The sequence below is a fragment of the Shinella zoogloeoides genome, from assembly GCF_020883495.1.
GTDB classification, from domain to species: domain Bacteria; phylum Pseudomonadota; class Alphaproteobacteria; order Rhizobiales; family Rhizobiaceae; genus Shinella; species Shinella zoogloeoides.
In genome coordinates, this window is the sequence record NZ_CP086610.1 from 2053475 (window position 1) to 2074773 (window position 21299).

Below are 21299 nucleotides of genomic sequence, written 5' to 3' on the forward strand. Positions count from 1 at the left end.
GGCCTCAGCGTATTGCGCGACCATTCGCATCGAAACGATGCGTCTGGCCGGCCGCCGGCGTGGCATAGACCGTATCGCCGACTTCGTAGTGATGTTCGCCGAACAGGCGGACGGTGAAGGACCCCACCTTCTCCGATTCGATATAGACGATCGTGTCGGCGCCGAGATGCTCGACATGCACCACCTTGCCCTGCCACTCGCCGCTTTCGCGCGAGAGCGTCAGGTGCTCCGGGCGCACCCCGACGGTCTTGGCGTCGGTAACGCCAAGGCGTTCGGCGTCGATGAAGTTCATGCCCGGCGAGCCGATGAAGCCGGCGACGAAGAGGTTTGCCGGCCGGTTGTAGAGTTCCATCGGCGAGCCGACCTGCTGGATGACGCCCGCATCGAGCACCACGATCTTGTCCGCCAGCGTCATCGCCTCGACCTGGTCGTGCGTGACGTAGATCATGGTCGCCTTCAGCTCGCGGTGCAGCCTTGCGATCTCCAGGCGCGTGTTGACGCGCAGCGCCGCATCGAGGTTGGACAGCGGCTCGTCGAAGAGGAACAGCTTCGGCTCGCGAACGATGGCGCGGCCGATGGCGACGCGCTGGCGCTGGCCGCCGGAAAGCTCGGCCGGACGGCGGGCGAGGTACTTTTCCAGCGACAGCATGGCGGACGCCTTGGAAACGCGCTTTTCGATCTCCTCCTTCGGCGCGCCGGCCTGCTTGAGGCCAAGGCCCATATTGTCCTTGACCGTCAGGTGCGGATAGAGCGCGTAGGACTGGAACACCATGGCGATGCCACGCTTGGCCGGCGGCACGGTCACGACTTCCGCGCCGTCGATGGTGATCGAGCCGGAGGTCGCATCCTCGAGGCCGGCGATGATGCGCAGCAGCGTGGACTTGCCGCAGCCCGAGGGGCCGACGAAGATGACGAATTCGCCGTCCTTCACGTCGAGGTCGATGCCCTTGATGACGTCGACATTGCCGAAGGACTTGCGTACGGATTTCAGTTGAAGAGAGCCCATCTTTTATCCCCCTTAGAGCTTGACCGTCTGGCCGGTTCTGACACTTTCATCGGCCGCCAGGCATATCCTCAGCGACTGCACCGCATCGTCCATGTGCCGCGAAAGATCGATGTCCTCGCGGATGGCCTTCAGCACGAAGGCCTGTTCCCGGTCGCACAGTTCCTGATGGCCGGGTTCGCCCGCCATCTTCAGGTCCTCGTCCGGCGACAGGAATTTCCCGTCCGGGCCGGTCGCCGCGTTATGCACGCGGATGACGGCCGTCTTGGTATGCGTGTCGATGTCGTCCGATTTGGCGTTCGGGTCCATGACGATGGAGACCGAACCGTTCGGCGACATGACGTCCTTCACGAAGAAGGCCGTTTCGGAGATCATCGGCCCCCAGGCCGCCTCGTACCAGCCGAGCGAACCGTCGTCGAAAAGCACCTGCAGATGGCCGTAATTGTACATGTCCGGCTTGATCTCATCGGAGAGGCGCAGGCCCATGCCGCGCACCTCGACGGGCTTGGCATCGGTGATCTGGCACATCACGTCGAGATAATGCACGCCGCAGTCGACGATCGGCGGCGTGGTCTGCATCAGCGCCTTGTGGGTCGCCCAGGTCGACCCGCTCGACTGCTGGTTCAGGTTCATGCGGAAGACGTAGGGACCGCCGAGCTTGCGCGCCTCGGCGATCAGGCGGATCCACGAGGGATGGTGGCGCAGGATATAGCCGACGACCAGCTTGCGGCCGTTCGCCCTTGCGCAGGCCACGACCCGCTCGGCATCCGCCACCGTGGTCGCCAGCGGCTTTTCGAGGAAGACATGCGCACCGGCTTCCATGGCCGCGATGGCGTATTCGGCATGGCTGTCGGAATAGGTGTTGACCGAGCAGAGTTCGGGCTTCAGCTCCTTCAGCGCCTCGTGGAAGGACGGATGGATCTCGTAGCCTTCCAGCCCGGCCGGAACCGCGACCTTCGAGCGATTGACGAGGCCGACGATCGTAAAGCCGGGGTTCTCGTGATAGGCGAGAGCATGGCTCCTGCCCATGTTGCCGAGACCCGCGGAAAGAACGCGGATGGGGTTCATTGCAGAACTCACTTTACAGCTCCCGAGGTGATGCCGCGGATCAACTGCCGCGAGAAGATGAAGTAGAGGATCAGGACCGGCAGGATGGCGAGCGACAGGGCCGCGAGAACCGCGTTCCAGTTGGTCACGAACTGGCCGATGAAGATCTGCGAGCCGAGCGTCACCGTCTTGGTCGCCTCGCTCGGCGCCAGGATCAGCGGGAACCACAGGTCGTTCCAGATCGGGATCATGGTGAAGACCGCGACCGTCGCCATGGCCGGGCGCACCAGCGGCAGCACCAGGCGGAAGAAGATCGAGTATTCCGAAAGCCCGTCGATACGGCCGGCATTCTTGAGGTCGTCAGAGACGGTCCGCATGAATTCCGACAGGATGAACACGGCGAGCGGAATGCCCTGCGCGGTATAGACCAGCACCAGCGCCGTCAGCGTATTGACGAGGCCCGTCGCCACCATGCCCTGCAGGATCGCGACCGTGCCGAGGCGGATCGGGATCATGATGCCGATGGCGAGATAGAGACCCATCAGCGTGTTGCCGCGGAAGCGGTATTCCGAGAGGGCGAAGGCGGCCATGGCCCCGAAGAGCAGCACCAGCGCGATGGAGGCCACCGTGACGATGAAGCTGTTCTGGAAGTAGGTCGTGAAATCGCCCTGCCCCAGCACCGTCGTATAGCCGACGAGGTCGAAGGTCGCGGGGGTCGGAAGCTGCATCGGGTTGCGGAAGATCGCGTTGCGATCCTTCATCGAGTTGATCAGCGTCAGGAACACCGGAAAGATCGAGATGATCGCATAGCTGGCGAGCGCGAGATGGACGAGCGCGGTGCGGGTCAGCGAGTTGCGTGCTTGAGACATGTCAGGCCCTCCCGATCAGAACTGGTAGCGACGCATGCGCCGCTGGATGGCGAAGAGATAAAGCGATACGCCGGCGAGGATGATGAGGAACATGACCGTCGCGATCGTCGCGCCCATCGAGCGGTCGCCGAGCTGAAGCTGGAAACCGAAGAAGGTGCGATAGAGCAGCGTGCCGAGGATATCCGTCGACTTGTCCGGCCCGGCCAGCGCGCCCTGCACGGTGTAGACCAGGTCGAAGGCGTTGAAGTTGCCGACGAAGGTGAGGATCGAGATGATGCCGATGGCGGGCAGGATCAGCGGCAGCTTGATCTTGAAGAACTGGCTCCAGCCGGTCACGCCGTCGCATTCGGCCGCCTCGACGACTTCCTCGGGGATGTTGAGCAGCGCGGCATAGATCAGCATCATGGGAATGCCGACATATTGCCAGACCGAGATCAGCGACACGGCGATGAGGGCCGAGCCGGGCTTGCCGAGCCAGGGCGAGAACAGCGACTTCAGGCCGACGAGGTCCATGAGGTAGGGCGAGACGCCCCAGATCGGCGAGAGGATCAGCTTCCAGATGAAACCGACGATCACGAAGGAGAGGAGCGTCGGCAGGAAGATCGCCGTGCGGTAGAACGAGGCGAAGCGCAGCTTGGGCAGCGACAGCATGGCGGCGAGCGCCACCCCGATCGGGTTCTGCACCAGCATGTGGATCACGAAGAAGACGAAGTTGTTCTTCAGCGCGTTCCAGAAGTCGGCGGCCCAGCGCTCGTCGCCGAACAGCACCTTGAAGTTGCCGAGACCGACGAAGGTCGACTGGCCGTCCACCGTGTTGAACAGCGACAGGCGAAGCGTCTCGATCAGCGGCAGGATCATGACCGCCGAATAGACGATGAAGGCCGGCAGCAGGAAAATGCCGATATGCCAGCGCGTCGGGCGCTTGATCGGTTCCGCTGCAGCATGGGAAGAAGGAATGTCGCTCATGGTCTGGCTGCCCCTCCGGTTATCGTTCGTTGAATCGGCATGCGCGAACGCCTTGCGCGGCGGCGGCCGCACATGACAAATCCAGCATACACATTAGTGACGGGGTCGCTCCCCGAATTTGCCTTTCGGCACCCTCTGTCCACCGGGACGAAAAGGGTCACGGCCAGCGCCTGCGATTTCGAGCCGCGCCGCCGGAAGCTCCTCCCCCCGAATTTTACGGGGAGAGGACCGGAGCGGGACGAGGCCCGCTCCTCAAGCAGAATTCAGCAGCCGAACGGCAGGCTTACTTGACCGGCTTGAACCAGCTATCGAGGCCCTTCTGGAGCTTCTCGGCAGCCTGTTCCGGCGTTTCCGTGCCGTTGATGACGTTGGCCGATGCCGTCCAGGTCTCGTTTTCGAGGTTCGGCGTGCCGCGCGACAGGATCTGGTAGGTCGAGCGGATCGTCGGCTTGCACTTTTCACGCCAGGAGACGAATTCCTGCGCCAGCGGGTCGGCCATCTTCACGGCCGTCGAGTTCAGGCTGAAGAAGCCCGGCAGCGAGTTGGCGTAGATGTCGGCGAATTCCGGCGAGGACACGAAGGTCAGGAACTTCTTGGCGGCGTCAGCATTCGGGCTCTTGGCGTTGAGGCCGATGCCGATGTCGTTGTGGTCCGAGATGTAGCAGGTGTCGCCGGCATTCTTCACCGGCGGCGGGAACGCGCCCATCTTGAACTGCGCCTGCGTGTTGAACAGGCCGATTTCCCACGAGCCGGCCGGGTAGATGGCGGCGCGACCGAGCGTGAAGAGGTTCTGGCTGTCCGGATAGGTCTGGGCTTCGAAACCGTCGCCGAGGTAATCCTTCCACTTGGCGAGAACGCGGAACGGCTCGACCCAGCCCTCGTCGGTCAGCTTCTGCTCGCCGCGGATCAGCGCCTTGCGGCCTTCCTCACCCTTCCAGTAGGTCGGGCCGATGTTCTGGTAGCCCATGGTGGCGGCTTCCCAGAGGTCCTTCGTGCCCATCGCCATCGGGATGAAGCTGCCTTCAGCCTTGATCTTGTCGAGCGCGGCGAAGAATTCGGCTTCCGTGGTCGGGACCGTGATGCCGAGCTGGTCGAAGGCGTCCTTGTTGTAGATGAAGCCGTGGATGACCGAGGCCATCGGCACGCAGAAGGTCGTCGCGCCATCGTCCGTCGTCCAGGCGGACTTGGCGACGTCGGAGAAGTTCTCCATGCCGGCCACGTCGTTCAGGCCGACGAGATGGCCCTTCTTGAAGAGTTCGAGCGAGGCGTCGAACGGACGGCAGGTGATGAGGTCGCCTGCCGAGCCGGCATCCAGCTTGGCGTTCAGCGCGGCGTTGTATTCGGTCGGCGCGGTCGGCGCGAAGACGACCTTGATGCCCGGGTTCTTGGCTTCGAAGGCCGGGATGATCTTTTCCTGCCAGATGGCGAGGTCGTCGTTACGCCAGCTTTCGACCGTCAGCGTGACGTCTTCCGCCTGGGCGATCCCGGCCGTGCCGAGGATGCTCGTGGCAAGGAGCAGACCCTTGATTGCGTTGCGTGTCATTGCATTCTCCCCTTTTATGCGCCGCAGCGCGTTCTGAGTTCCATGTTATCCGAGGGTCTGGAGGGCGCGCCGGAGGCTCTGCCCCGACCGATCCAGCGCCGCTTTCGCAGCGCCGGCATCCTCTACCCCCGCAGCCAGAAGCACGGCCGTTTTTACCGAGCCTTCGGAGCGCGCGAGAAGGCGCTCGGCCTCGTCGATGCCGACACCCGAGATGTCGGAGACGATGCGGCAGGCGCGCCCCTTCAATTTGATATTGTCGGCCTTGAGATTGACCATGTGACCGTCGTGAACATGGCCGAGATGGATGCCGGTGAGCGTCGAGAACATGTTGAAGGCGATCTTCTGCGCCGTACCCGCCCCCATGCGCGTCGAGCCGGAGATGACCTCCGGCGGCGTCTGAAGCAGGATGGCGACATCCGCGTCGGCAAAGAGCGCCGCACCGGGATTGTTGGCCATGGCCACGACCCGCGCGCCCTTCTCTTTCGCGTAATCCGCGATGGCGAGCGCATAGGGCGTGCTGCCGCTCGCCGAAACGGAGATCACACAGTCCTTCGGGCCGATACCAGCCGCGACGGCATCGCCGACGGCGAGGTCACGGTCGTCCTCATAACCGCCAGCAAGGTCCACGAGGCTCGCGGCGCCGCCGGCAAGCAGGATGACGATTCGGTCATGGGGGATGCCGTAGGTGCCGGGCAGCTCGAGCGCGTCGGCCATGGCCATCAGGCCGGAACTGCCGGCGCCGGCATAGACAAGGCGACCGCCGGAAAGCAGCGCGTCGGCGGCAAGGCGGGAAGCGGCGGCGATATCGACGAGCGCGGCGTCCACCACGGCGGCGGCGGCCTTCTGCCCATCCGCAAGCACTTTCAGCGCGTCGACAGGCTGACGTTCGTCCAGCCCCCTCGCCTGTTCATGCCTGCCCTCGGTCCTGCCTGCGGCCATGGTCGTTTCTCCTCTGGCCGAAATTAATGCCAAAAAAATACCAATTGTCCATAGGAAATTAATTTTTGAGACCACTTTTTTGCCATCGAATATTTTTATCAAGCAAAATCAATTGATTGAATAAAAGACCACCTTCCGCATCACCATACCCCTTGGTTATTGGTATTTTTTTGGTATCGTTATCTCAGGAGGTGCCCATGACGAATTACATTCTCGGTATCGACGGTGGGGGAACGAGCTGCCGCGCGGCGGTGGCGCGCCCGGACGGCATCATTCTCGGGCGCGGCAAGAGCGGCGCGGCGAATATCCTGACCGACCCCAACAACGCGATCATCTCCATCACGGAAGCCGCCAGGGCCGCCTATCGCGAGGCGGGCCTGGACGAGGCCGGCATCAACGGCGCGTCGGCCTTTCTCGGCCTTGCCGGCACCAATGTCGGCGACCTGACGCGCTATGTGCACGACCGCCTGCCCTTCCAGCATACGGACATCGATTCCGACGGCCTGATCGCCCTGCAGGGCGCGATCGGCGACGAGGACGGCGCGGTGGCGATCCTCGGCACCGGCTCCATCTATATGGGCCGCAAGGACAATGTGGTGCGCTATATCGGCGGCTGGGGCTTCACGGTCGGCGACCTCGGCGGTGGCGCGCGGCTCGGCCATGCCCTGCTTCAGGAAGCGCTGCTCGCCCATGACGGCGTGCATCCCCGCTCCGGCGTGACGGACGCGATCCTCGATGAATTCAAGGGCGACCCGCGCGGCATCGTCGAATTCGCCCGCCTTTCCAAGCCCGGCGACTTCGGCCGCTTCGCGCCGATCCTCTTCGATCATGCGCGCCGGGGCGACGCCCAGGCCATCGCCATCGTCAAGGCCGGCGCGGCGACGGTGAACGAATCCCTCGACGCCATCATGGACCTGGCCGGTGCAAAACGGCTCTGCCTGCTCGGCGGGCTGGCGCAGATCTATCCGGAATGGCTTTCCGAGCGCCATCGCGCCATATTGGTGGAAGCTGAAGCCGATGCGCTGACGGGCGCGGTGGCGCTCGCCGCCAAGGGCTACAGGCAACGCACGGGAGCCGCCGCATGAGCACGCCGCTTGCCGCCATCCTGACGCCGGAAAGCCTTCAGTCGGGCGTGCCCGGGCCGCTCTATCTGAAACTGCGCCAGACGCTGGAAGAGGCGATCACCTCCGGCAAGCTGAACTATGGCGACGCCCTGCCCGCCGAACGCGACCTTGCCGACCACGCCAATGTCAGCCGCGTCACCGTACGCAAGGCGGTCGACGATCTCGTCAAGGACGGCCTGCTCGTGCGCCGCCATGGCTCCGGCACCTTCGTCGCCAAGCCCGTCGCCAAGGTGCAGCAGTCGCTTTCGCGCCTCACCTCCTTCACCGAGGACATGGCGCGCCGGGGCCTCAACACTCGCGCCGAATGGATCGACCGCGGCCTGTTCCATCCCTCGCCCGACGAGATGATGATGCTCGGCCTGCCGGCGGATGCGCTGGTCGCCCGGCTCGGACGCCTGCGCGTCGCCGACGACATGCCGCTCGCCATCGAGCGCGCCTGCATCTCCGCCGAGTTCCTGCCCGATCCGCTTCAGGTGCAGGGCTCGCTCTATGCGGCGCTGGAAAAGCGCGGCTGCCGGCCGGTGCGCGCCGTGCAGCGCATCTCCGCCTACAACATGAAGGATCCCGATGCCTCCATGCTCGGCGTGCCGCCGGGCTCGGCCGGGCTCTCCATCGAGCGCATCTCCTATCTTCGCACGGGCCGGGTGGTCGAGTTCACCCGCTCCATATATCGCGGCGACGCCTATGACTTCGTCGCCGAACTGACGCTTTCCGAGACGTGACCGTCCAATCGCAAGGGGAATTCCATGCAGACCAACATGCGCAGAGAGATCAACGAAATCCCGGAAGCCGCAGCCCGTCTGCTGGCCAATTCGGCAGGCGCGATCGCCGCCGCCGGCAAGGCGCTTCGCGAGCGTGACCCGCAGTTCTTCGTGACGGTCGCGCGCGGCTCCTCCGACCATGCCGCGCTCTTCCTGAAATATGCCATCGAGCTGACCGCCGGCCGCCCCGTCGCCTCGCTCGGCCCGTCGCTCGCCTCGATCTACGGCGCGAATCTCAAGCTCGGCGGCGGCGCGGCCATCGCTATCTCGCAGTCCGGCAAGAGCCCGGACATCGTCGCCATGGCGGACGGCGCGACGAAGGGTGGCGCGATCTCCATCGCGCTCACCAACACCCTGCCCTCGCCGCTGGCCGACGCCTGCACGCACTCGCTCGATCTTTCGGCCGGCCCGGAAATCAGCGTCGCGGCCACCAAGTCCTATGTGAACTCCATCGTCGCCGGCCTTGCCGTGCTCGCCGAATGGACGGGCGACACCGCCCTCGATCGCGCCGTGAAGGACCTGCCGGAGCAGTTCGCCAAGGCCGTGGCGCTCGACTGGTCCGAACTTGCCGGCGACCTGCGCGACGCCCAGTCGCTCTACGTGCTCGGCCGCGGCCCGGGCCTTGCCATCGCCAGCGAAGCCGCCCTGAAGTTCAAGGAAACCTCCGGCATGCATGCCGAAGCCTATTCCTCGGCGGAAGTGCTGCACGGCCCCGTCGCCCTCGTCGGCCCGGCCTTCCCGGTCATCGCGCTTGCCGCCCGGGACGCGGCCGAAGCCTCCGTCACCGGCATGGCCGACAGCCTCGCCGAACGCGGCGCCTATGTCGGCATCACCGCAGCCGGCGCGAAGAGCGCGCGAAAACTGCCCTTCGTCGCCACCGGCCACCCGATCACCGACGCGCTGGCGCTCATCGTTCCCTTCTACGGCTTCGTGGAAGCCTGGTCGCGCGGCAAGGGTCTCGACCCCGACAAGCCGGTCAACCTCAAGAAAGTGACGGAAACCCGATGACAGCGCTCACCGCCATTACCGGCGCCCGGATCTTCGACGGCGATCTGTGGCATGAGGATAGCGCGCTCCTGATCGAGGGCGGCAAGGTCGCCGCCCTCGCAGCTTCGCGCGACGTGCCTGCGGAAGCCCGCACCGTGCCGATGGACGGGCTGTCGCTCGTCCCCGGCTTCATCGATCTTCAGGTCAATGGTGGCGGCGGCGTGCTGCTCAACGAGCAGCCGGACCTCGACGGCATCCGCACCATCTGCGCCGCCCATGCCCGCTTCGGCACGACGGCGCTGCTGCCGACGCTGATCACCGACAACCGCGCGGTGACGGCGAAGGCCGTCGCCGCTGGTCTTGCGGCGCAGGAAGCGGCGGTGCCGGGCTTCCTCGGCCTCCATCTCGAAGGCCCGCACCTGTCCATCGCCCGCAAGGGCGCGCACGACCCCGCCCTCATCCGTCCGATGGAGCCGGCCGATGTCGAACGCACCGTAGCGGCCCGCAAGGGTCTCGAAGCGCTGCTGATGACGCTCGCACCGGAAAACGCCACGAACGAACAGATCGCCGCGCTCCATGCGGCCGGCGTCACCGTCAGCCTCGGCCATTCCGATTGCGACTACGACACCGCATCCTCCGCCGTCGATGCCGGCGCGCGCATGATGACGCATCTCTTCAACGCCATGAGCCAGCTCGGCAACCGCGAGCCGGGCATGGTGGGCGCGGCGCTCGATCTCGGCCATCTCCATGCCGGCCTGATCGCCGACGGTTTCCACGTCCATCCGGCCTCCATCCGCGCGGCGCTGAGAGCCAAGCGCGGCCCCGGCCGCATCTTCCTCGTCACCGACGCCATGTCGACCATCGGCACGGACATGACGAGCTTCTTCCTCAACGGCCGCGAGATTTTCCGCAAGGATGGCCGCCTGACGCTCGCCGACGGCACGCTGGCCGGCGCCGATATCGATATGGCCTCCTGCATCCGCTACATGCGCGATGTCGTGGGCATCGATCTGGAGGAAGCCCTGCGCATGGCCTCGCTCTATCCGGCCGAGGCCATCGGCATGACGGGCCGCAAGGGTCGCCTGACCCATGGTCACGATGCGGACTTCACGGCCATCGACGCGGGCGTGAACGTCGCCGCCACCTGGATTGCCGGCACGCCGGTCTTCGCCGCCTGAACCGCCGCCGCGGTCCTTGCGGGTCGCGGCGGAATCGGCTCTATCGGCGGGGTCAAGGATAGGAGCGGCAGCACATGCAATTGATCTTCGACGGCCACAACGACGTTCTCCTGCGCCTTTGGGAACATGCGCAGAAGGGCGAGGACCCCATCGCCGAATTCGTCGATGGCACCGACAAGGGCCATATCGACGCCCCGCGCGCGCTGAAGGGCGGGCTGGCCGGCGGCTTCTGCGCCATGTTCATCCCGCCGAACGAGGACTATCCGCCGCGCGAGGTGGATGAGAACGGCCATTACAGCATCCGCATGGTCGGCCCGCTGGAACAGCGCGCCGCGCTCGCCACCGCCCTCGAAATGGCCGCCATCGCCTTCCGGCTGGAACGTACGGGCGCGCTCGCCATCTGCCGCTCCACCGCCGATATCCGCGCCGCCATGGAGGCCCGCCGCTTCGCCGCCGTGCTCCATATCGAAGGCTGCGAGCCGATCACGGAAGACCTCTCGACGCTGGAAACGCTCTACGCCGCTGGCCTGCGCTCGCTCGGCCCCGTCTGGAGCCGGCACAACCGCTTCGGCCATGGCGTGCCCTTCGCCTATCCCTCCTCGCCCGATACCGGCCCCGGCCTCACAGAAGCGGGCGTCGCGCTGGTGAAGGAATGCGACCGCCTCGGCATCATGATCGACCTTGCCCACATCACCGAGCAGGGCTTCTGGGACGTGGCGCGCGAAAGCACCCAGCCGCTCGTCGCCACCCATTCCAACGCCCATGCCCTGACGCCGATCTCGCGCAACCTCACGGACCGTCAGCTCGACGCGATCCGCGAGCGCAAGGGCATTGCCGGCCTCAACTACGCCACCACCATGCTGCGCGCCGACGGCATGGAGAACCCCGACACGCCGCTCTCCGACATGGTCCGCCATATCGACCATATGGTCGAGCGAATGGGCATCGACTGCGTGGCGCTCGGCTCGGATTTCGACGGCGCGACCATTCCGGCCGCCATCACCGACGCCGCCGGCAATCAGGCGCTCGTCGAGGCGCTGCGCTCCGCCGGCTACGGTGAGGACGACCTTGCAAAGCTCTGCCGCGAGAACTGGCTGCGGCTCCTGAAAACCGTCTGGCGCGAAGCCTGACCCTTAGCGAACGGAAAGACGCCATGACCAAGCCCCTCATCGAACTCTGCGTCGAAGGCATCGACGGTTTCCTCGCCGCGCAGGAAGCCGGCGCGGACCGCGTGGAACTCTGCGCAAGCCTGATGGAGGGCGGCCTGACGCCGAGCCTTGCCACGATCCGCGCCGCCGTGAAGGCGGCACGCATTCCTGTCCATGTCATCATCCGCCCGCGCGGCGGCGATTTCCTCTATTCTGAGGCCGAGTTCGAGACGATGGTCGAGGACATCAAGGCCCTGCGTTCGGAAGGCGTCGCCGGCGTCGTCATCGGCTGCCTGACGCCGGACGGCCGGATCGACGAGGCCCGCACGAAGGCGCTGGTCGAGGCCGCGCGCCCGATGTCCGTCACCTGCCACCGCGCCTTCGACATGACGGCGGACGCCCGCGAGGCGCTGGAAGCGCTGATCCGCTGCGGCATCGACCGCATGCTGACCTCCGGCCAGCGCGATACCGCCGTGGAGGGTGTCGCCATCCTCAAGAGCGCCGTCGAGCAGGCCGCCGGCCGCATCGTCATCATGGGCTGCGGCGCGCTCGATGCGGACAATATCCGCAAGGTGCGCGACGAGGCGGGCCTGACCGAAATGCATTTCGCGGCGCTGAAGACCGTGCCGAGCGGCATGGCGTTCCGCAACCCGCATGTCGGCATGGGCGGCACCGAGAAGGATCGCGAATACGAGCTGACGCTGACGGACGGAAACGCCGTGCGCGCGACCATCGCCGCTGCAAAATCCTGACGGGACGTCTTGCAAGCGGCGGGCGGGCATCCTTACCTGTCAGGGAACCAAGGAGACCCGCCATGCCGCTGACGCCTACCGCCCCTCGCCTGCGCACCCTTGCCATCGCCGGTATCATGACCTGCGCCGCCCTGCCCGCGGCCGCTGAAACGGTCGGCAAGGTCGGCGTCGACTGGATCGGCAACGATATCTACATCGACGCCGTGACCGACCCGAAGGTCAGCGGCGTCACCTGCCACGTCACCTATTTCGACCGCTCCGTCATCGACCGCCTGAAGAAAGGCAACTGGTTCGAGGACCCGTCGAACAACGCCATCTCCTGCCAGCAGACCGGCCCCATCACCATCGGCGATATCGATCTCGACCGTAGCGGCGAGGAAGTCTTCAAGTCCGGCCTGTCGCTGATCTGGAAGGCGCTGATCGTCACGCGCGTCTACGACAGGAAGAACGACACGCTGATCTATCTCGCCCATTCGCGCGAACCCACGGAAGGCTCGGCGAAAATGTCGATCTCCACGGTCCCGCTCTACGGCGAGACGGTGACCTGGACGAGCGGCAAGCCATAAAAAACGCCCCGGCCGCAATCGGCTCGGGGCGTCTCTTCAAGGATGCGGCGCTTACTTGACGTAAACGATCTTGCCGCCATCCGCCGCCGTCTTGATCTCGACGACATTGTTGAGCTGGACGTTCTTGGACGCCAGAATGTCCGTCAGGCCCGGATCGGACTGAAGCTCGGACTGGGCCTTTTCGAGCGCGGCCGGGTCGTTGACCTTGTGCGACAGGCGGTCAAATTCGGCGCGCTGGTCCTGGTCTGCCTCCAGCGTCGAAATCTGGACGACATTGACCTTGTCGGCGCTGATCGAGCCGGTGGCCATCGTGTCCGCATCCATGCTCTGCTGCGCATAGGCGACGCCGGCGACCGGCGATACCGCGAGAAGCGAAGCAAGGGCGATTGTCACTGTCTTGTTCATTGCATTTCTCCACTGTTCATTGCGGGAAGCAGGGAGAAAACGGCAGGTCCCTCGTTTGGTTCCTGCCCAAATGGGGCAAGATCAAGGTATTTCGGTGCAACGCGAAAGCCCCCGGAGGGCAACCCGCCGGGGACTGGAAGCTGAAATCCGGCTTGCTCGCTCAGGCGGCCTGGGCGAGTTCGTCGGCGATGACCGTATCGAGGTTGAGGAAGCAGACCATCGACTTTTCGAGCGCCACGATGCCGCGGCAGAAGGCGCGCTGGGCTTCCGGGATGATTTCCGGCGCCGGCTGCAAAGCCTCGCTCTTGATGGTCATCATGTCGGAAACCTGCTCGACCAGCAGGCCGACCAGCTTGCCGGCGATATCCGTGACGATGATGGCGGAACGCTCGGACGGTTCCGTCATCTTCATGCCGAGGCGGCAGGCCATGTCGATGACCGGGATCACCGCGCCACGCAGGTTGATGAGGCCGAGCACATAGGGCGGCGTATGCGGCATCGGCGTCACCGGCGCCCAGCCGCGGATTTCGCGGATGGCCATGATGTCGATGCAGAATTCCTGCTCGCCCAGATGGAAGGAAACGATTTCGAGATAGGCGCCGGACTGCTTGATGGCGTTGGACATGGACAAGACCTCTTCCCCACGGGGAGCGAACTGTTTGAGATGCGCAGCCCGCCGTTGCCGGCGTGCGGCGGACATCATGTCCTCAAGCCTTCGGGCCTATTGCGCGCTCCTGACAAGGTGGCAAAGAGAGATTAAGCAATGCCTAAGAATTACGCACTGGGCCGGCATTCCCGCCGATTTCGCCGGAGGCGCCCCGCCCTTTTTGCCTGACGCTGCGGCAGTTTGAGAACCGGCCGCGCCATGCTATGCTCCCGGGCATGGACAAGACCGCCCGCCGATATACCGTGTTGCCGCTGGCGCTCATCGCGCTCGGCCTCGGCGTCATGGCCGCCACCGCCGCCTTTGCGGGATGGCTGGAGCATGGAACGGCGATCTTCCTCAGCCTTGCCGAATCCGGCATGTCCTGGTGTTTCTGATCACGATTGCGAGAGCACGCCGCCTTGCCCGTCCTTGCGGCAATTGGCGCGTTTGCGCGGCTTCCGGCAAGGGACTATGAAACCCGCAAAGCGGCACCAAGCCTCTCTCGTTTCTTCGAAGGATCGCCATGAAGACCCTGCGCCTCGTACTGTGGATCGCCGTCGCGCTCGTCGCGGCCCTGCTCGGCTGGCTGACGCTGGAAATGACCCGGACCAAGGAGCAGGTCGCAAGCGGCCCGTTCGGCGCGCCCTTCGAACTCGTCGCGCAGGATGGCAAGCCGATCACCGAAAAGGCCTTCACCGGCAAGCCGTCCGCCCTCTTCTTCGGCTTCACCCATTGCCCGGAAGTCTGCCCCACCACCCTCTTCGAACTCGACGGCTGGCTATCCAAGGTCGACCCGGACGGCTCCAAGCTCCAGGCCTATTTCGTGACCGTCGATCCCGAGCGCGACACGCCGGAACTCGTCGGCCAGTATGTCGGCAACGTCTCCAAGCGCATCACCGGCATTTCCGGCGAGCCGGCCAAGGTGCTGGACATGGCCAAGAGCTTCCGCGTCTACTACCGCAAGGTGCCGCTCGACGAAGCCAAGCCCGACGGCGACTACACGATGGATCACACCGCCTCCGTCTTCCTGCTGGATGCGAACGGCCGCTTCGTCGGCACCATCGCCTATGGCGAAAACCCCGAGGTCGCCGAGCAGAAGCTCGCCAACCTGATCAAGCGATAAGATCGGCCTTTGCCCTCGGCTTTCGGACATGCTAGGCGGACCTGAAACAACAGGAAGCCGACCCGTGAGCGAAATCCGCCTCTACATCTCCACCACCGAAAGGAAAGCGGACGTCGCGCTTTCGCTGATGACCGAAGCCTTCGAGGAAGAGGGCTACGCCATCGCGACGATGGAGATCGACGAGAAGAACGACATCTGGGAAGCCTCGGTCTACATGTTCCGGCCGGACGAGGCGGAGATCCACCAGCGCTTCGCCGCCCTGCTCGAAAACGATTTCCCCGGCGTCGAAATCCAGCGCGAGGTCATTCCCGAGATCGACTGGATCGCCAAGTCGCTGGAAGGCCTGAAGCCGGTGCGCGCCGGCCGCTTCGTCGTGCATGGCTCGCATGACCGGGGCACCGCCCGCCCCGGCGAGATCAGCATCGAGATCGATGCCGGCCAGGCCTTCGGCACCGGCCATCACGGCACGACCGCCGGCTGCCTCGAAGTGATCTTCAACGTGATGCGCGCCCGCAAGGTCAAGCGCGTCCTCGACCTCGGCACCGGCAGTGGCGTGCTCGCCATCGCCGCGCGCAAGCTGGCGCCCGTTCAGGTGCTCGCCACCGATATCGACCCCATCGCCACCCGCGTCGCGCGCGAGAACGTGCGCCTTAACGGCATCGCCTCGGGCATCGCGCTGGAAACCGCTCCCGGCTTCCACTCCACCGCCTTCGGCCGCCACGGCCCTTTCGACCTCATCATCGCCAATATCCTCGCCCGCCCGCTGATGCGCATGGCCCCGCAGCTCGCCGCCCAGCTTGCGCCGAACGGCGACGTCATCCTCTCGGGCATCCTCGCCTCGCAGCGCTGGAAGGTACTCGCCGCCTATAACGGCGCGGGCCTGCGCCATGTGAAGACCATCTGGCGCGAGGGCTGGGTGACCATCCACCTCGACAACCGGCGCTGAGCCGTCATCGGCGGGGTGCTTCGCACGCCGCCGGTTCCTTTCCGGAATCAAGGCAAAAGAAAAGGCGGTGCCAGAGGCACCGCCTATGGGCCGGCGAACCGACCTGCCCGCGAGCTTGAGGAGGAGGAGTGCTCAAGCGGGCCTATGCGTTCCGAGCGCCTTCCCGGAGGAGGGAGGAGGAGTGACCGGCAAGACGCCTGATCGGAACACCTAGCTATATGCGTTACGAAGGACTGGAGGAACTTTCACTTCGTTTCGCTTGAAGCGCGTTTCAAGTTCGCTTCGTTGGGGCTGCTTATAATCTATAAAAAAAATAGAAATACCCCCTTTTGAGGAATGGGTGCCATGCGTCAGGCGCATAAGTCCAATGTGATACCTCTTCCAGTCCCGTTTTCCCGCCTTTGACGCGCGGTATCGATGGGCTAGATTGCGGGCACGATTCATAGCCCCAGCGGATGCCGCCATGTTCCAGAGTTTCGACGTTACCTCCACGCCTGAGTTCGGCCGCGAGCGGGCAGACGCCCTGCGCGCCACCTTCGATGCGCTCGGCATCGACGGCTTCCTCGTGCCGCGGGCGGATGAATATCAGGGGGAATACGTGCCGGCCTCCGCCGAGCGCCTGTCCTGGCTGACGGGCTTCACCGGCTCGGCCGGCGTCGCGCTGGTCATGCGCGGTCAGGCCGTGGTCTTCGTCGACGGCCGCTATGTCACGCAGCTTGCCGAACAGGTGGACGGCAGCGTCTTCACCGGCGGCGACCTCGTCGGCGAACCGCCGCATCTCTGGCTGCAGAACCACGCACCGAAGGATTTTCGCCTCGGCATCGACCCGTGGCTGCATACCGGCGCGGAAGTGCGCCGGCTGGAAAAGGCGCTGGCCGGCCTCGGCGGCGCGCTCGTCTTCCTGCCCTACAACCCGCTCGACAAGGCCTGGACCGACCGCCCGAACGAGCCGCTCGGCCGTGTCGCCATCCAGGCCATCGAACATGCCGGCGAACTCGCGAAGGACAAGCTCGTGACGATGGCCGAGGCGACGGCGAAGGCCGGCGCGGATGCGCTCGCCGTCACCGACCCCTCCTCCATCGCGTGGATCTTCAACATCCGCGGCAGCGACGTGCCGCACACGCCCCATCCGCTCGCCCGCGCCATCATTCCGGCGAACGGCCGCCCGCAGCTCTTCCTCGACAAACGCAAGACCGGCATCGAGCAGGAAGCCTACCTCACCCAGCTCGCCGACCTCGTGCCCCCCTCGCAGTTCGACGAGGCCATTGCGGCGCTGGCGGCGGCGGGCAAGCGCATCCTCATCGATCCCGATCAGGCGCCCTTCGCGCTGGCCGAGATCGTGCGCGCCAAGGGCGGCGCGCTGGTGGAAGCGGTCGATCCGGCCCGCCTGCCCCGCGCCTGCAAGAACAAGGTCGAACTCGAAGGCTCCGCCCGCGCCCATCTGCAGGACGGCGCGGCGATGGTCGAATTCCTGGCCTGGCTGGACGGCACGACGCCCGGCACCGTGACCGAGATGACCGTCACGAAGAAGCTGGAGGACGTGCGCCGCAGCGTCGGCGAGCGCCAGCAGAACCCGCTGAAGGACGTCTCCTTCGACACGATCGCCGGCGCCGGCGCCCATGCCGCCATCATGCACTACCGCGTGACGACGGCCACCGACGCCACCATCGAGCCGGGCACGATGTTCCTCATCGATTCCGGCGCGCAATACATCAACGGCACGACTGACATCACCCGCACTGTCGCCATCGGCGCGGTGCCGGAGGAGCAGAAGCGCTTCTTCACGCTGGTGCTGAAGGGCATGATCGCCATCAGCCTCGCCCGCTTCCCGAAGGGCACGCGCGGCTGTGACCTAGATCCCCTCGCCCGCATTTCGCTCTGGAAGGCCGGCGCGGATTTCGCCCACGGCACCGGCCATGGCGTTGGCTCCTATCTCTCGGTGCATGAAGGCCCGCAGCGCATCTCGCGGCTTTCGACGCAGGAGCTGCTGTCCGGCATGATCCTCTCGAACGAGCCGGGCTACTACCGCCCCGGCAGCTTCGGCATCCGCATCGAGAACCTCGTCCATGTGCTGCCGGCAGCCCCCGTTCCGGGCGGCGACATCGACATGCTCGGCTTCGAGACGCTGACCTTCTGCCCCATCGACCGCCGGCTCGTCCTGCCCGCCCTGATGACGGGCGAGGAACTGGGCTGGCTCAACGCCTATCATGCGCAAACGCGCGAAAAGCTGCTGCCGCTGCTGTCGGACGACGCGACGAAGGCGTGGCTGGAGAAGGCGACGGCGCCGATCAGCCCATAAGGAAGGTGCGCAGGATCATCACGACGATCCAGCCGACCGCCAGCATCGGCAGCAGCGCAAGCCGCAGGCCGGCGAGAAGCGCGATGGCCATCGTCAGGCTCACGTCCCATCCGCCCGTAATGGCGGCCGGAGCCACCAGCGTGGTAAGCACGGCCGCCGGAACGGCGTTCAGCGCCGCTTCGGCGCGCGGCGGAATGCGCTTCATGCGCGTGATGAAGATATAGCCGCCGACGCGGGTGAGATAGGTCGCGATGGCCCCGGCCGCGATGATCATCAGCGTCTGGGCGTGAAACAGCGTGTCCATGCTCACGCCTCCCCTTCGATAACATCGCCGACGGGCGCGTCTGTTTCCTTGGTGTCGAGCGGCAGCAGCGCGGCCACGACGATGCCGGCGAGCGCGCCAAGGCTGACATGCCAGGGCGAGCCGACGAAATGCAGCGCAAGCACCGAGCCCACCCCCGAGGCGATCACCACCGGCAGCCAGTTCGCCCGGCTGCGGAAGCCGAGCACGAGGCCCATGAAGTAGATCGGCAGCAGCACGTCGATGCCGATGGATCGGGGATCGCCGATCAGGTTGCCGAGGAAACCGCCGACCACCGTCAGGCACAGCCACGGCACATAGACGCTGAGGCCGAGCACCATGGACCAGATATAGGTGACGCGGATACCCGCATCGCCCCGCCGCTCGGTCTCGGCGAATTGCGGATCGGTCAGAAGGAACAGCGACGTCGCCTTCTCGAAGAAGGTCAGATGCCGGATATGCGGCGCGATCGCCGCCGAATAGAGCACATGGCGAAAATTCACCGCGAAGATCGACAGAACCACTAGCCAGGGCGCGACATTGTGATTGAACAGCTCGACGCCAACGAGCTGGCTCGCGCCGGCATAAAGCGTCGCGCTCATCAGCGCGGCCTCGGCGATGGTCAGGCCATTGTCGATGGCGACGGCGCCGAACAGGATGGCGAAGGGCGAAGCGGCGATGGCGACGGCAATGCCGCGCCGGAAGGCGTCGCGGATTTCTTCTTTGGTGGCGGGGGTCATGGGTCTGCTCTCTTGGAATGGCAAAGCCATAGAGCAGGCAGAAGCCACCGGCAAACCAATATGGCTGATGAACCGTTCAGCGGAATTGATCGATCAGCCCGTTAGAGCGACCGGCGCTGATGGATGCTCAGCTCTTCTTGAGCTGGAACGTATGCTCCGGCCCCGGGAAGCTGCGCGCCTTGACCTCTTGCGCATAGGTTGCGAACGCCTCGCTCATGATGGGCGCGATGTTGGCGAAGTGCTTGACGAAGCGGGGCTTGAAATCCGTGAAGATGCCGAGCACGTCGTCCACCACCAGCACCTGCCCGTCGCAGGCCGGCGATGCGCCGATGCCGATGGTCGGCACCTTGACGTTGCCGGTGATTTCGCGCGCCAGCGGCTCGACCGTACCTTCGATGACGATGGCGAAGGCGCCGGCCTCGTCGATGGCGGCGGCGTCCTTGCGGATCTTCTCGACTTCCTTGTCGTTACGGCCGAGCGAGCGGTAGCCGCCCGTCGTGTTGATGAGCTGCGGCATCAGGCCGACATGGCCGAGCACCGGAATGCCGCGCTGGGTGAGGAAATGCACCGTCTCGGCCATTTCCGCCCCGCCTTCAAGCTTCACGGCCGAACAGCCGGTTTCCTTCAGCACCCGGGCAGCCGTGGCGAAAGCCTGCTCCTTGGACTGCTGGTAGGAACCGAACGGCAGGTCGATGACGACGCAGGCGTTGGACGAACCGCGCATGACGGCCTGCCCGTGGGCGATCATCATCTCGACGGTCACGCCGACCGTGGAATCGAGGCCGTAGAGCACCATGCCGAGGCTATCGCCAACCAGCATGAAATCGACATGCGGGTCCATGAGCTTGGCGACCGGCGTCGTATAGGCGGTCAGACTGACGATGGGACGCTCACCCTTGAGGGCCTTGATGTCGGCGGGAGCCAGACGACGCTTGGCGGTGTGTACGCTCATGTCACGCTACCTTCTTCGCATTTTTCGGGCCAAGGACCCTGTTATCGAGGAGCTTCGTGCTCCCAAAGCGCACGAAAAGCAACAAAAGAACCGGCCGGTCCCCGACCGTGTCGATTTCGGCCAGCCTTTCGGGATCGCGCACGGCGACCACTTCCGGCTTGGCCAGCGGCTCGGAGCGGATGAAGGCGGCAACCCCCGCCTCCAGCGCCCGCGCATCCGTCACGCCCGCCACGATCAGCCGTTCCGCCTCCTCCAGCGCGCGCGGTACGATGGCCGCGGCGGCGCGCTCTTCGGCCGAGAGATAGACATTGCGCGACGAACAGGCCAGCCCGTCCGCCTCGCGCACGGTCGGCACGCCGATCACCTCGATGGGCTGGGCGAGATCGAGGACCATGCGGCGGATGATGGTGAGCTGCTGGAAATCCTTCTCACCGAAATAGGCGCGGTCGGGGCCGGCAATGTTGAAAAGCTTGGTGACGACGGTGGCGACGCCGGCGAAATGGCCGGGACGGACGGAGCCCTCCAGCTCCGCGCCGAGCTTCGGCACGTCGACCACGGTTTCCATCGGCCGCGGATACATGTCCTCGACACCGGGCGCGAAGAGATAATGCACACCCTCCGCTTCCAGCATCGCCTGGTCGCGGGCGAGATCGCGCGGATAACGCGCAAGGTCCTCGTTCGCGCCGAACTGCAACGGATTGACGAAAATGGTGGCGACGACGATGTCGTTGTCGGCGAGCGCCCGGCGGGCAAGCTCCATATGGCCGACATGAAGATAGCCCATGGTGGGGACGAGGCCGATCGTGCGGCCGTCGAGACGATGCGGCGCGAGAGCCGCGCGCAAATCCGCGATGGTGGTGAAGGTCTTCATCGGCGGCTCCTCCTTGCTCTCGCCCTCTCCCGTGGGCGATCCCGCCTGCATGCCTTCTTGTGCGCATTTCAGGGGGTGGCGTTTTCTATCTTGTGCAGCGCAAAAAGACAATCGGCAAAGACTTTTGCCACCC

The 21299-nt window shown here is 65.2% G+C and carries 23 protein-coding genes; 11 read left to right on the plus strand and 12 right to left on the minus strand.

Features of this window, described 5'->3' with window-relative positions; translation table 11 throughout:
• Positions 1-4 precede the first annotated feature (4 nt).
• The 6 genes from K8M09_RS10295 to K8M09_RS10320 all read right to left on the minus strand — a co-directional run bounded on the left by K8M09_RS10295 (position 5) and on the right by K8M09_RS10320 (position 6367).
• Entirely contained in the window at positions 5-1006 is a 1002-nt protein-coding gene (locus K8M09_RS10295) for an ABC transporter ATP-binding protein (RefSeq protein ID WP_160785990.1), read from the minus strand.
• A gap of 12 nt (positions 1007-1018) precedes the next feature.
• The gene (locus K8M09_RS10300; RefSeq protein WP_170299488.1) at positions 1019-2071 is read right to left on the minus strand and encodes a Gfo/Idh/MocA family protein; all 1053 of its coding nucleotides are present in this window, start codon (positions 2069-2071) and stop codon (positions 1019-1021) included.
• Between the two features lie 8 nt (positions 2072-2079).
• Positions 2080-2919: a carbohydrate ABC transporter permease gene (locus K8M09_RS10305; protein WP_160785992.1), complete on the minus strand. Its 840-nt coding sequence runs from the start codon at positions 2917-2919 to the stop codon at positions 2080-2082.
• 15 nt (positions 2920-2934) lie between these two features.
• Positions 2935-3885, minus strand: coding sequence for a carbohydrate ABC transporter permease (locus tag K8M09_RS10310; RefSeq protein WP_160785993.1), 951 nt, complete (start codon positions 3883-3885; stop codon positions 2935-2937).
• Between the two features lie 283 nt (positions 3886-4168).
• On the minus strand, positions 4169-5428 hold the full coding sequence (locus K8M09_RS10315) for an ABC transporter substrate-binding protein (RefSeq protein WP_160785994.1): 1260 nt from the start codon (positions 5426-5428) through the stop codon (positions 4169-4171).
• Between the two features lie 45 nt (positions 5429-5473).
• A complete protein-coding gene (locus K8M09_RS10320; RefSeq protein ID WP_160785995.1) occupies positions 5474-6367 on the minus strand; it encodes an N-acetylmuramic acid 6-phosphate etherase in 894 nt (297 codons plus the stop codon).
• A gap of 197 nt (positions 6368-6564) precedes the next feature.
• Between K8M09_RS10320 and K8M09_RS10325 the strand changes: the two genes are divergently transcribed.
• The 7 genes from K8M09_RS10325 (at position 6565) to K8M09_RS10355 (ending at position 12883) form a co-directional block, all read left to right on the plus strand.
• Positions 6565-7452, plus strand: a complete 888-nt coding sequence (locus K8M09_RS10325) for an N-acetylglucosamine kinase (protein ID WP_160785996.1) — start codon at positions 6565-6567, stop codon at positions 7450-7452.
• Complete coding sequence (locus K8M09_RS10330) at positions 7449-8213, plus strand: GntR family transcriptional regulator (protein ID WP_160785997.1); 765 nt, start codon at positions 7449-7451, stop codon at positions 8211-8213. Before K8M09_RS10325 ends, K8M09_RS10330 begins: the two co-directional genes overlap by 4 nt.
• Before the next feature lie 24 nt (positions 8214-8237).
• Positions 8238-9260: an SIS domain-containing protein gene (locus K8M09_RS10335; RefSeq protein ID WP_160785998.1), complete on the plus strand. Its 1023-nt coding sequence runs from the start codon at positions 8238-8240 to the stop codon at positions 9258-9260.
• A complete protein-coding gene (gene nagA / locus K8M09_RS10340) occupies positions 9257-10417 on the plus strand; it encodes an N-acetylglucosamine-6-phosphate deacetylase (protein WP_160785999.1) in 1161 nt (386 codons plus the stop codon). The genes K8M09_RS10335 and nagA overlap by 4 nt, the downstream gene beginning before the upstream one ends.
• Positions 10418-10491: 74 nt before the next feature.
• Positions 10492-11547: a dipeptidase gene (locus K8M09_RS10345; protein WP_160786000.1), complete on the plus strand. Its 1056-nt coding sequence runs from the start codon at positions 10492-10494 to the stop codon at positions 11545-11547.
• A 23-nt stretch (positions 11548-11570) separates the two neighbouring features.
• Positions 11571-12317 carry a copper homeostasis protein CutC gene (locus K8M09_RS10350; protein ID WP_160786001.1) on the plus strand — a complete coding sequence of 249 codons (747 nt, stop codon included), beginning with the start codon at positions 11571-11573 and terminating at the stop codon, positions 12315-12317.
• A gap of 116 nt (positions 12318-12433) precedes the next feature.
• The gene (locus tag K8M09_RS10355; protein ID WP_160786101.1) at positions 12434-12883 is read left to right on the plus strand and encodes a CreA family protein; all 450 of its coding nucleotides are present in this window, start codon (positions 12434-12436) and stop codon (positions 12881-12883) included.
• A gap of 51 nt (positions 12884-12934) precedes the next feature.
• On the opposite strand, the gene K8M09_RS10360 is transcribed toward K8M09_RS10355, so the two are convergent.
• Both K8M09_RS10360 and K8M09_RS10365 read right to left on the minus strand, forming a co-directional pair.
• The gene (locus K8M09_RS10360; RefSeq protein ID WP_160786002.1) at positions 12935-13288 is read right to left on the minus strand and encodes a hypothetical protein; all 354 of its coding nucleotides are present in this window, start codon (positions 13286-13288) and stop codon (positions 12935-12937) included.
• Positions 13289-13448: 160 nt separating this feature from the next.
• Positions 13449-13913 (minus strand): chemotaxis protein CheW, encoded by a 465-nt coding sequence (locus K8M09_RS10365; RefSeq protein ID WP_117366518.1) that lies wholly within the window; start codon positions 13911-13913, stop codon positions 13449-13451.
• 257 nt (positions 13914-14170) lie between these two features.
• Between K8M09_RS10365 and K8M09_RS10370 the strand changes: the two genes are divergently transcribed.
• From K8M09_RS10370 to K8M09_RS10385, 4 genes are all read left to right on the plus strand, one after another.
• Positions 14171-14329 (plus strand): hypothetical protein, encoded by a 159-nt coding sequence (locus K8M09_RS10370; RefSeq protein ID WP_170299482.1) that lies wholly within the window; start codon positions 14171-14173, stop codon positions 14327-14329.
• 128 nt (positions 14330-14457) lie between these two features.
• The gene (locus tag K8M09_RS10375) at positions 14458-15057 is read left to right on the plus strand and encodes an SCO family protein (RefSeq protein WP_160786003.1); all 600 of its coding nucleotides are present in this window, start codon (positions 14458-14460) and stop codon (positions 15055-15057) included.
• A gap of 64 nt (positions 15058-15121) precedes the next feature.
• The gene (locus K8M09_RS10380; protein WP_160786004.1) at positions 15122-16003 is read left to right on the plus strand and encodes a 50S ribosomal protein L11 methyltransferase; all 882 of its coding nucleotides are present in this window, start codon (positions 15122-15124) and stop codon (positions 16001-16003) included.
• A gap of 463 nt (positions 16004-16466) precedes the next feature.
• Positions 16467-18302 (plus strand): aminopeptidase P family protein, encoded by a 1836-nt coding sequence (locus K8M09_RS10385; protein WP_160786005.1) that lies wholly within the window; start codon positions 16467-16469, stop codon positions 18300-18302.
• Here K8M09_RS10385 and K8M09_RS10390 read toward each other — a convergent pair.
• From K8M09_RS10390 to panC, 4 genes are all read right to left on the minus strand, one after another.
• Entirely contained in the window at positions 18292-18606 is a 315-nt protein-coding gene (locus K8M09_RS10390) for an AzlD family protein (protein WP_160786006.1), read from the minus strand. The genes K8M09_RS10385 and K8M09_RS10390 overlap by 11 nt on opposite strands.
• A gap of 2 nt (positions 18607-18608) precedes the next feature.
• Positions 18609-19343: an AzlC family ABC transporter permease gene (locus K8M09_RS10395; RefSeq protein WP_160786007.1), complete on the minus strand. Its 735-nt coding sequence runs from the start codon at positions 19341-19343 to the stop codon at positions 18609-18611.
• Positions 19344-19470: 127 nt separating this feature from the next.
• Positions 19471-20295 (minus strand): 3-methyl-2-oxobutanoate hydroxymethyltransferase, encoded by an 825-nt coding sequence (panB, locus tag K8M09_RS10400; protein WP_160786008.1) that lies wholly within the window; start codon positions 20293-20295, stop codon positions 19471-19473.
• A 1-nt stretch (position 20296) separates the two neighbouring features.
• Complete coding sequence (gene panC / locus K8M09_RS10405) at positions 20297-21166, minus strand: pantoate--beta-alanine ligase (RefSeq protein WP_160786009.1); 870 nt, start codon at positions 21164-21166, stop codon at positions 20297-20299.
• Between the last annotated feature and the right edge of the window lie 133 nt (positions 21167-21299).

Coding starts and splice junctions, on each gene's coding strand:
- K8M09_RS10295 (WP_160785990.1), bottom strand. CDS start 1,006: ATGGGCTCTCTTCAACTGAAATCCGTACGCAAGTCCTTCGGCAATGTC.
- K8M09_RS10300 (WP_170299488.1), bottom strand. CDS start 2,071: ATGAACCCCATCCGCGTTCTTTCCGCGGGTCTCGGCAACATGGGCAGG.
- K8M09_RS10305 (WP_160785992.1), bottom strand. CDS start 2,919: ATGTCTCAAGCACGCAACTCGCTGACCCGCACCGCGCTCGTCCATCTC.
- K8M09_RS10310 (WP_160785993.1), bottom strand. CDS start 3,885: ATGAGCGACATTCCTTCTTCCCATGCTGCAGCGGAACCGATCAAGCGC.
- K8M09_RS10315 (WP_160785994.1), bottom strand. CDS start 5,428: ATGACACGCAACGCAATCAAGGGTCTGCTCCTTGCCACGAGCATCCTC.
- K8M09_RS10320 (WP_160785995.1), bottom strand. CDS start 6,367: ATGGCCGCAGGCAGGACCGAGGGCAGGCATGAACAGGCGAGGGGGCTG.
- K8M09_RS10325 (WP_160785996.1), top strand. CDS start 6,565: ATGACGAATTACATTCTCGGTATCGACGGTGGGGGAACGAGCTGCCGC.
- K8M09_RS10330 (WP_160785997.1), top strand. CDS start 7,449: ATGAGCACGCCGCTTGCCGCCATCCTGACGCCGGAAAGCCTTCAGTCG.
- K8M09_RS10335 (WP_160785998.1), top strand. CDS start 8,238: ATGCAGACCAACATGCGCAGAGAGATCAACGAAATCCCGGAAGCCGCA.
- nagA (WP_160785999.1), top strand. CDS start 9,257: ATGACAGCGCTCACCGCCATTACCGGCGCCCGGATCTTCGACGGCGAT.
- K8M09_RS10345 (WP_160786000.1), top strand. CDS start 10,492: ATGCAATTGATCTTCGACGGCCACAACGACGTTCTCCTGCGCCTTTGG.
- K8M09_RS10350 (WP_160786001.1), top strand. CDS start 11,571: ATGACCAAGCCCCTCATCGAACTCTGCGTCGAAGGCATCGACGGTTTC.
- K8M09_RS10355 (WP_160786101.1), top strand. CDS start 12,434: ATGACCTGCGCCGCCCTGCCCGCGGCCGCTGAAACGGTCGGCAAGGTC.
- K8M09_RS10360 (WP_160786002.1), bottom strand. CDS start 13,288: ATGAACAAGACAGTGACAATCGCCCTTGCTTCGCTTCTCGCGGTATCG.
- K8M09_RS10365 (WP_117366518.1), bottom strand. CDS start 13,913: ATGTCCAACGCCATCAAGCAGTCCGGCGCCTATCTCGAAATCGTTTCC.
- K8M09_RS10370 (WP_170299482.1), top strand. CDS start 14,171: ATGGACAAGACCGCCCGCCGATATACCGTGTTGCCGCTGGCGCTCATC.
- K8M09_RS10375 (WP_160786003.1), top strand. CDS start 14,458: ATGAAGACCCTGCGCCTCGTACTGTGGATCGCCGTCGCGCTCGTCGCG.
- K8M09_RS10385 (WP_160786005.1), top strand. CDS start 16,467: ATGTTCCAGAGTTTCGACGTTACCTCCACGCCTGAGTTCGGCCGCGAG.
- K8M09_RS10390 (WP_160786006.1), bottom strand. CDS start 18,606: ATGGACACGCTGTTTCACGCCCAGACGCTGATGATCATCGCGGCCGGG.
- K8M09_RS10395 (WP_160786007.1), bottom strand. CDS start 19,343: ATGACCCCCGCCACCAAAGAAGAAATCCGCGACGCCTTCCGGCGCGGC.
- panB (WP_160786008.1), bottom strand. CDS start 20,295: ATGAGCGTACACACCGCCAAGCGTCGTCTGGCTCCCGCCGACATCAAG.
- panC (WP_160786009.1), bottom strand. CDS start 21,166: ATGAAGACCTTCACCACCATCGCGGATTTGCGCGCGGCTCTCGCGCCG.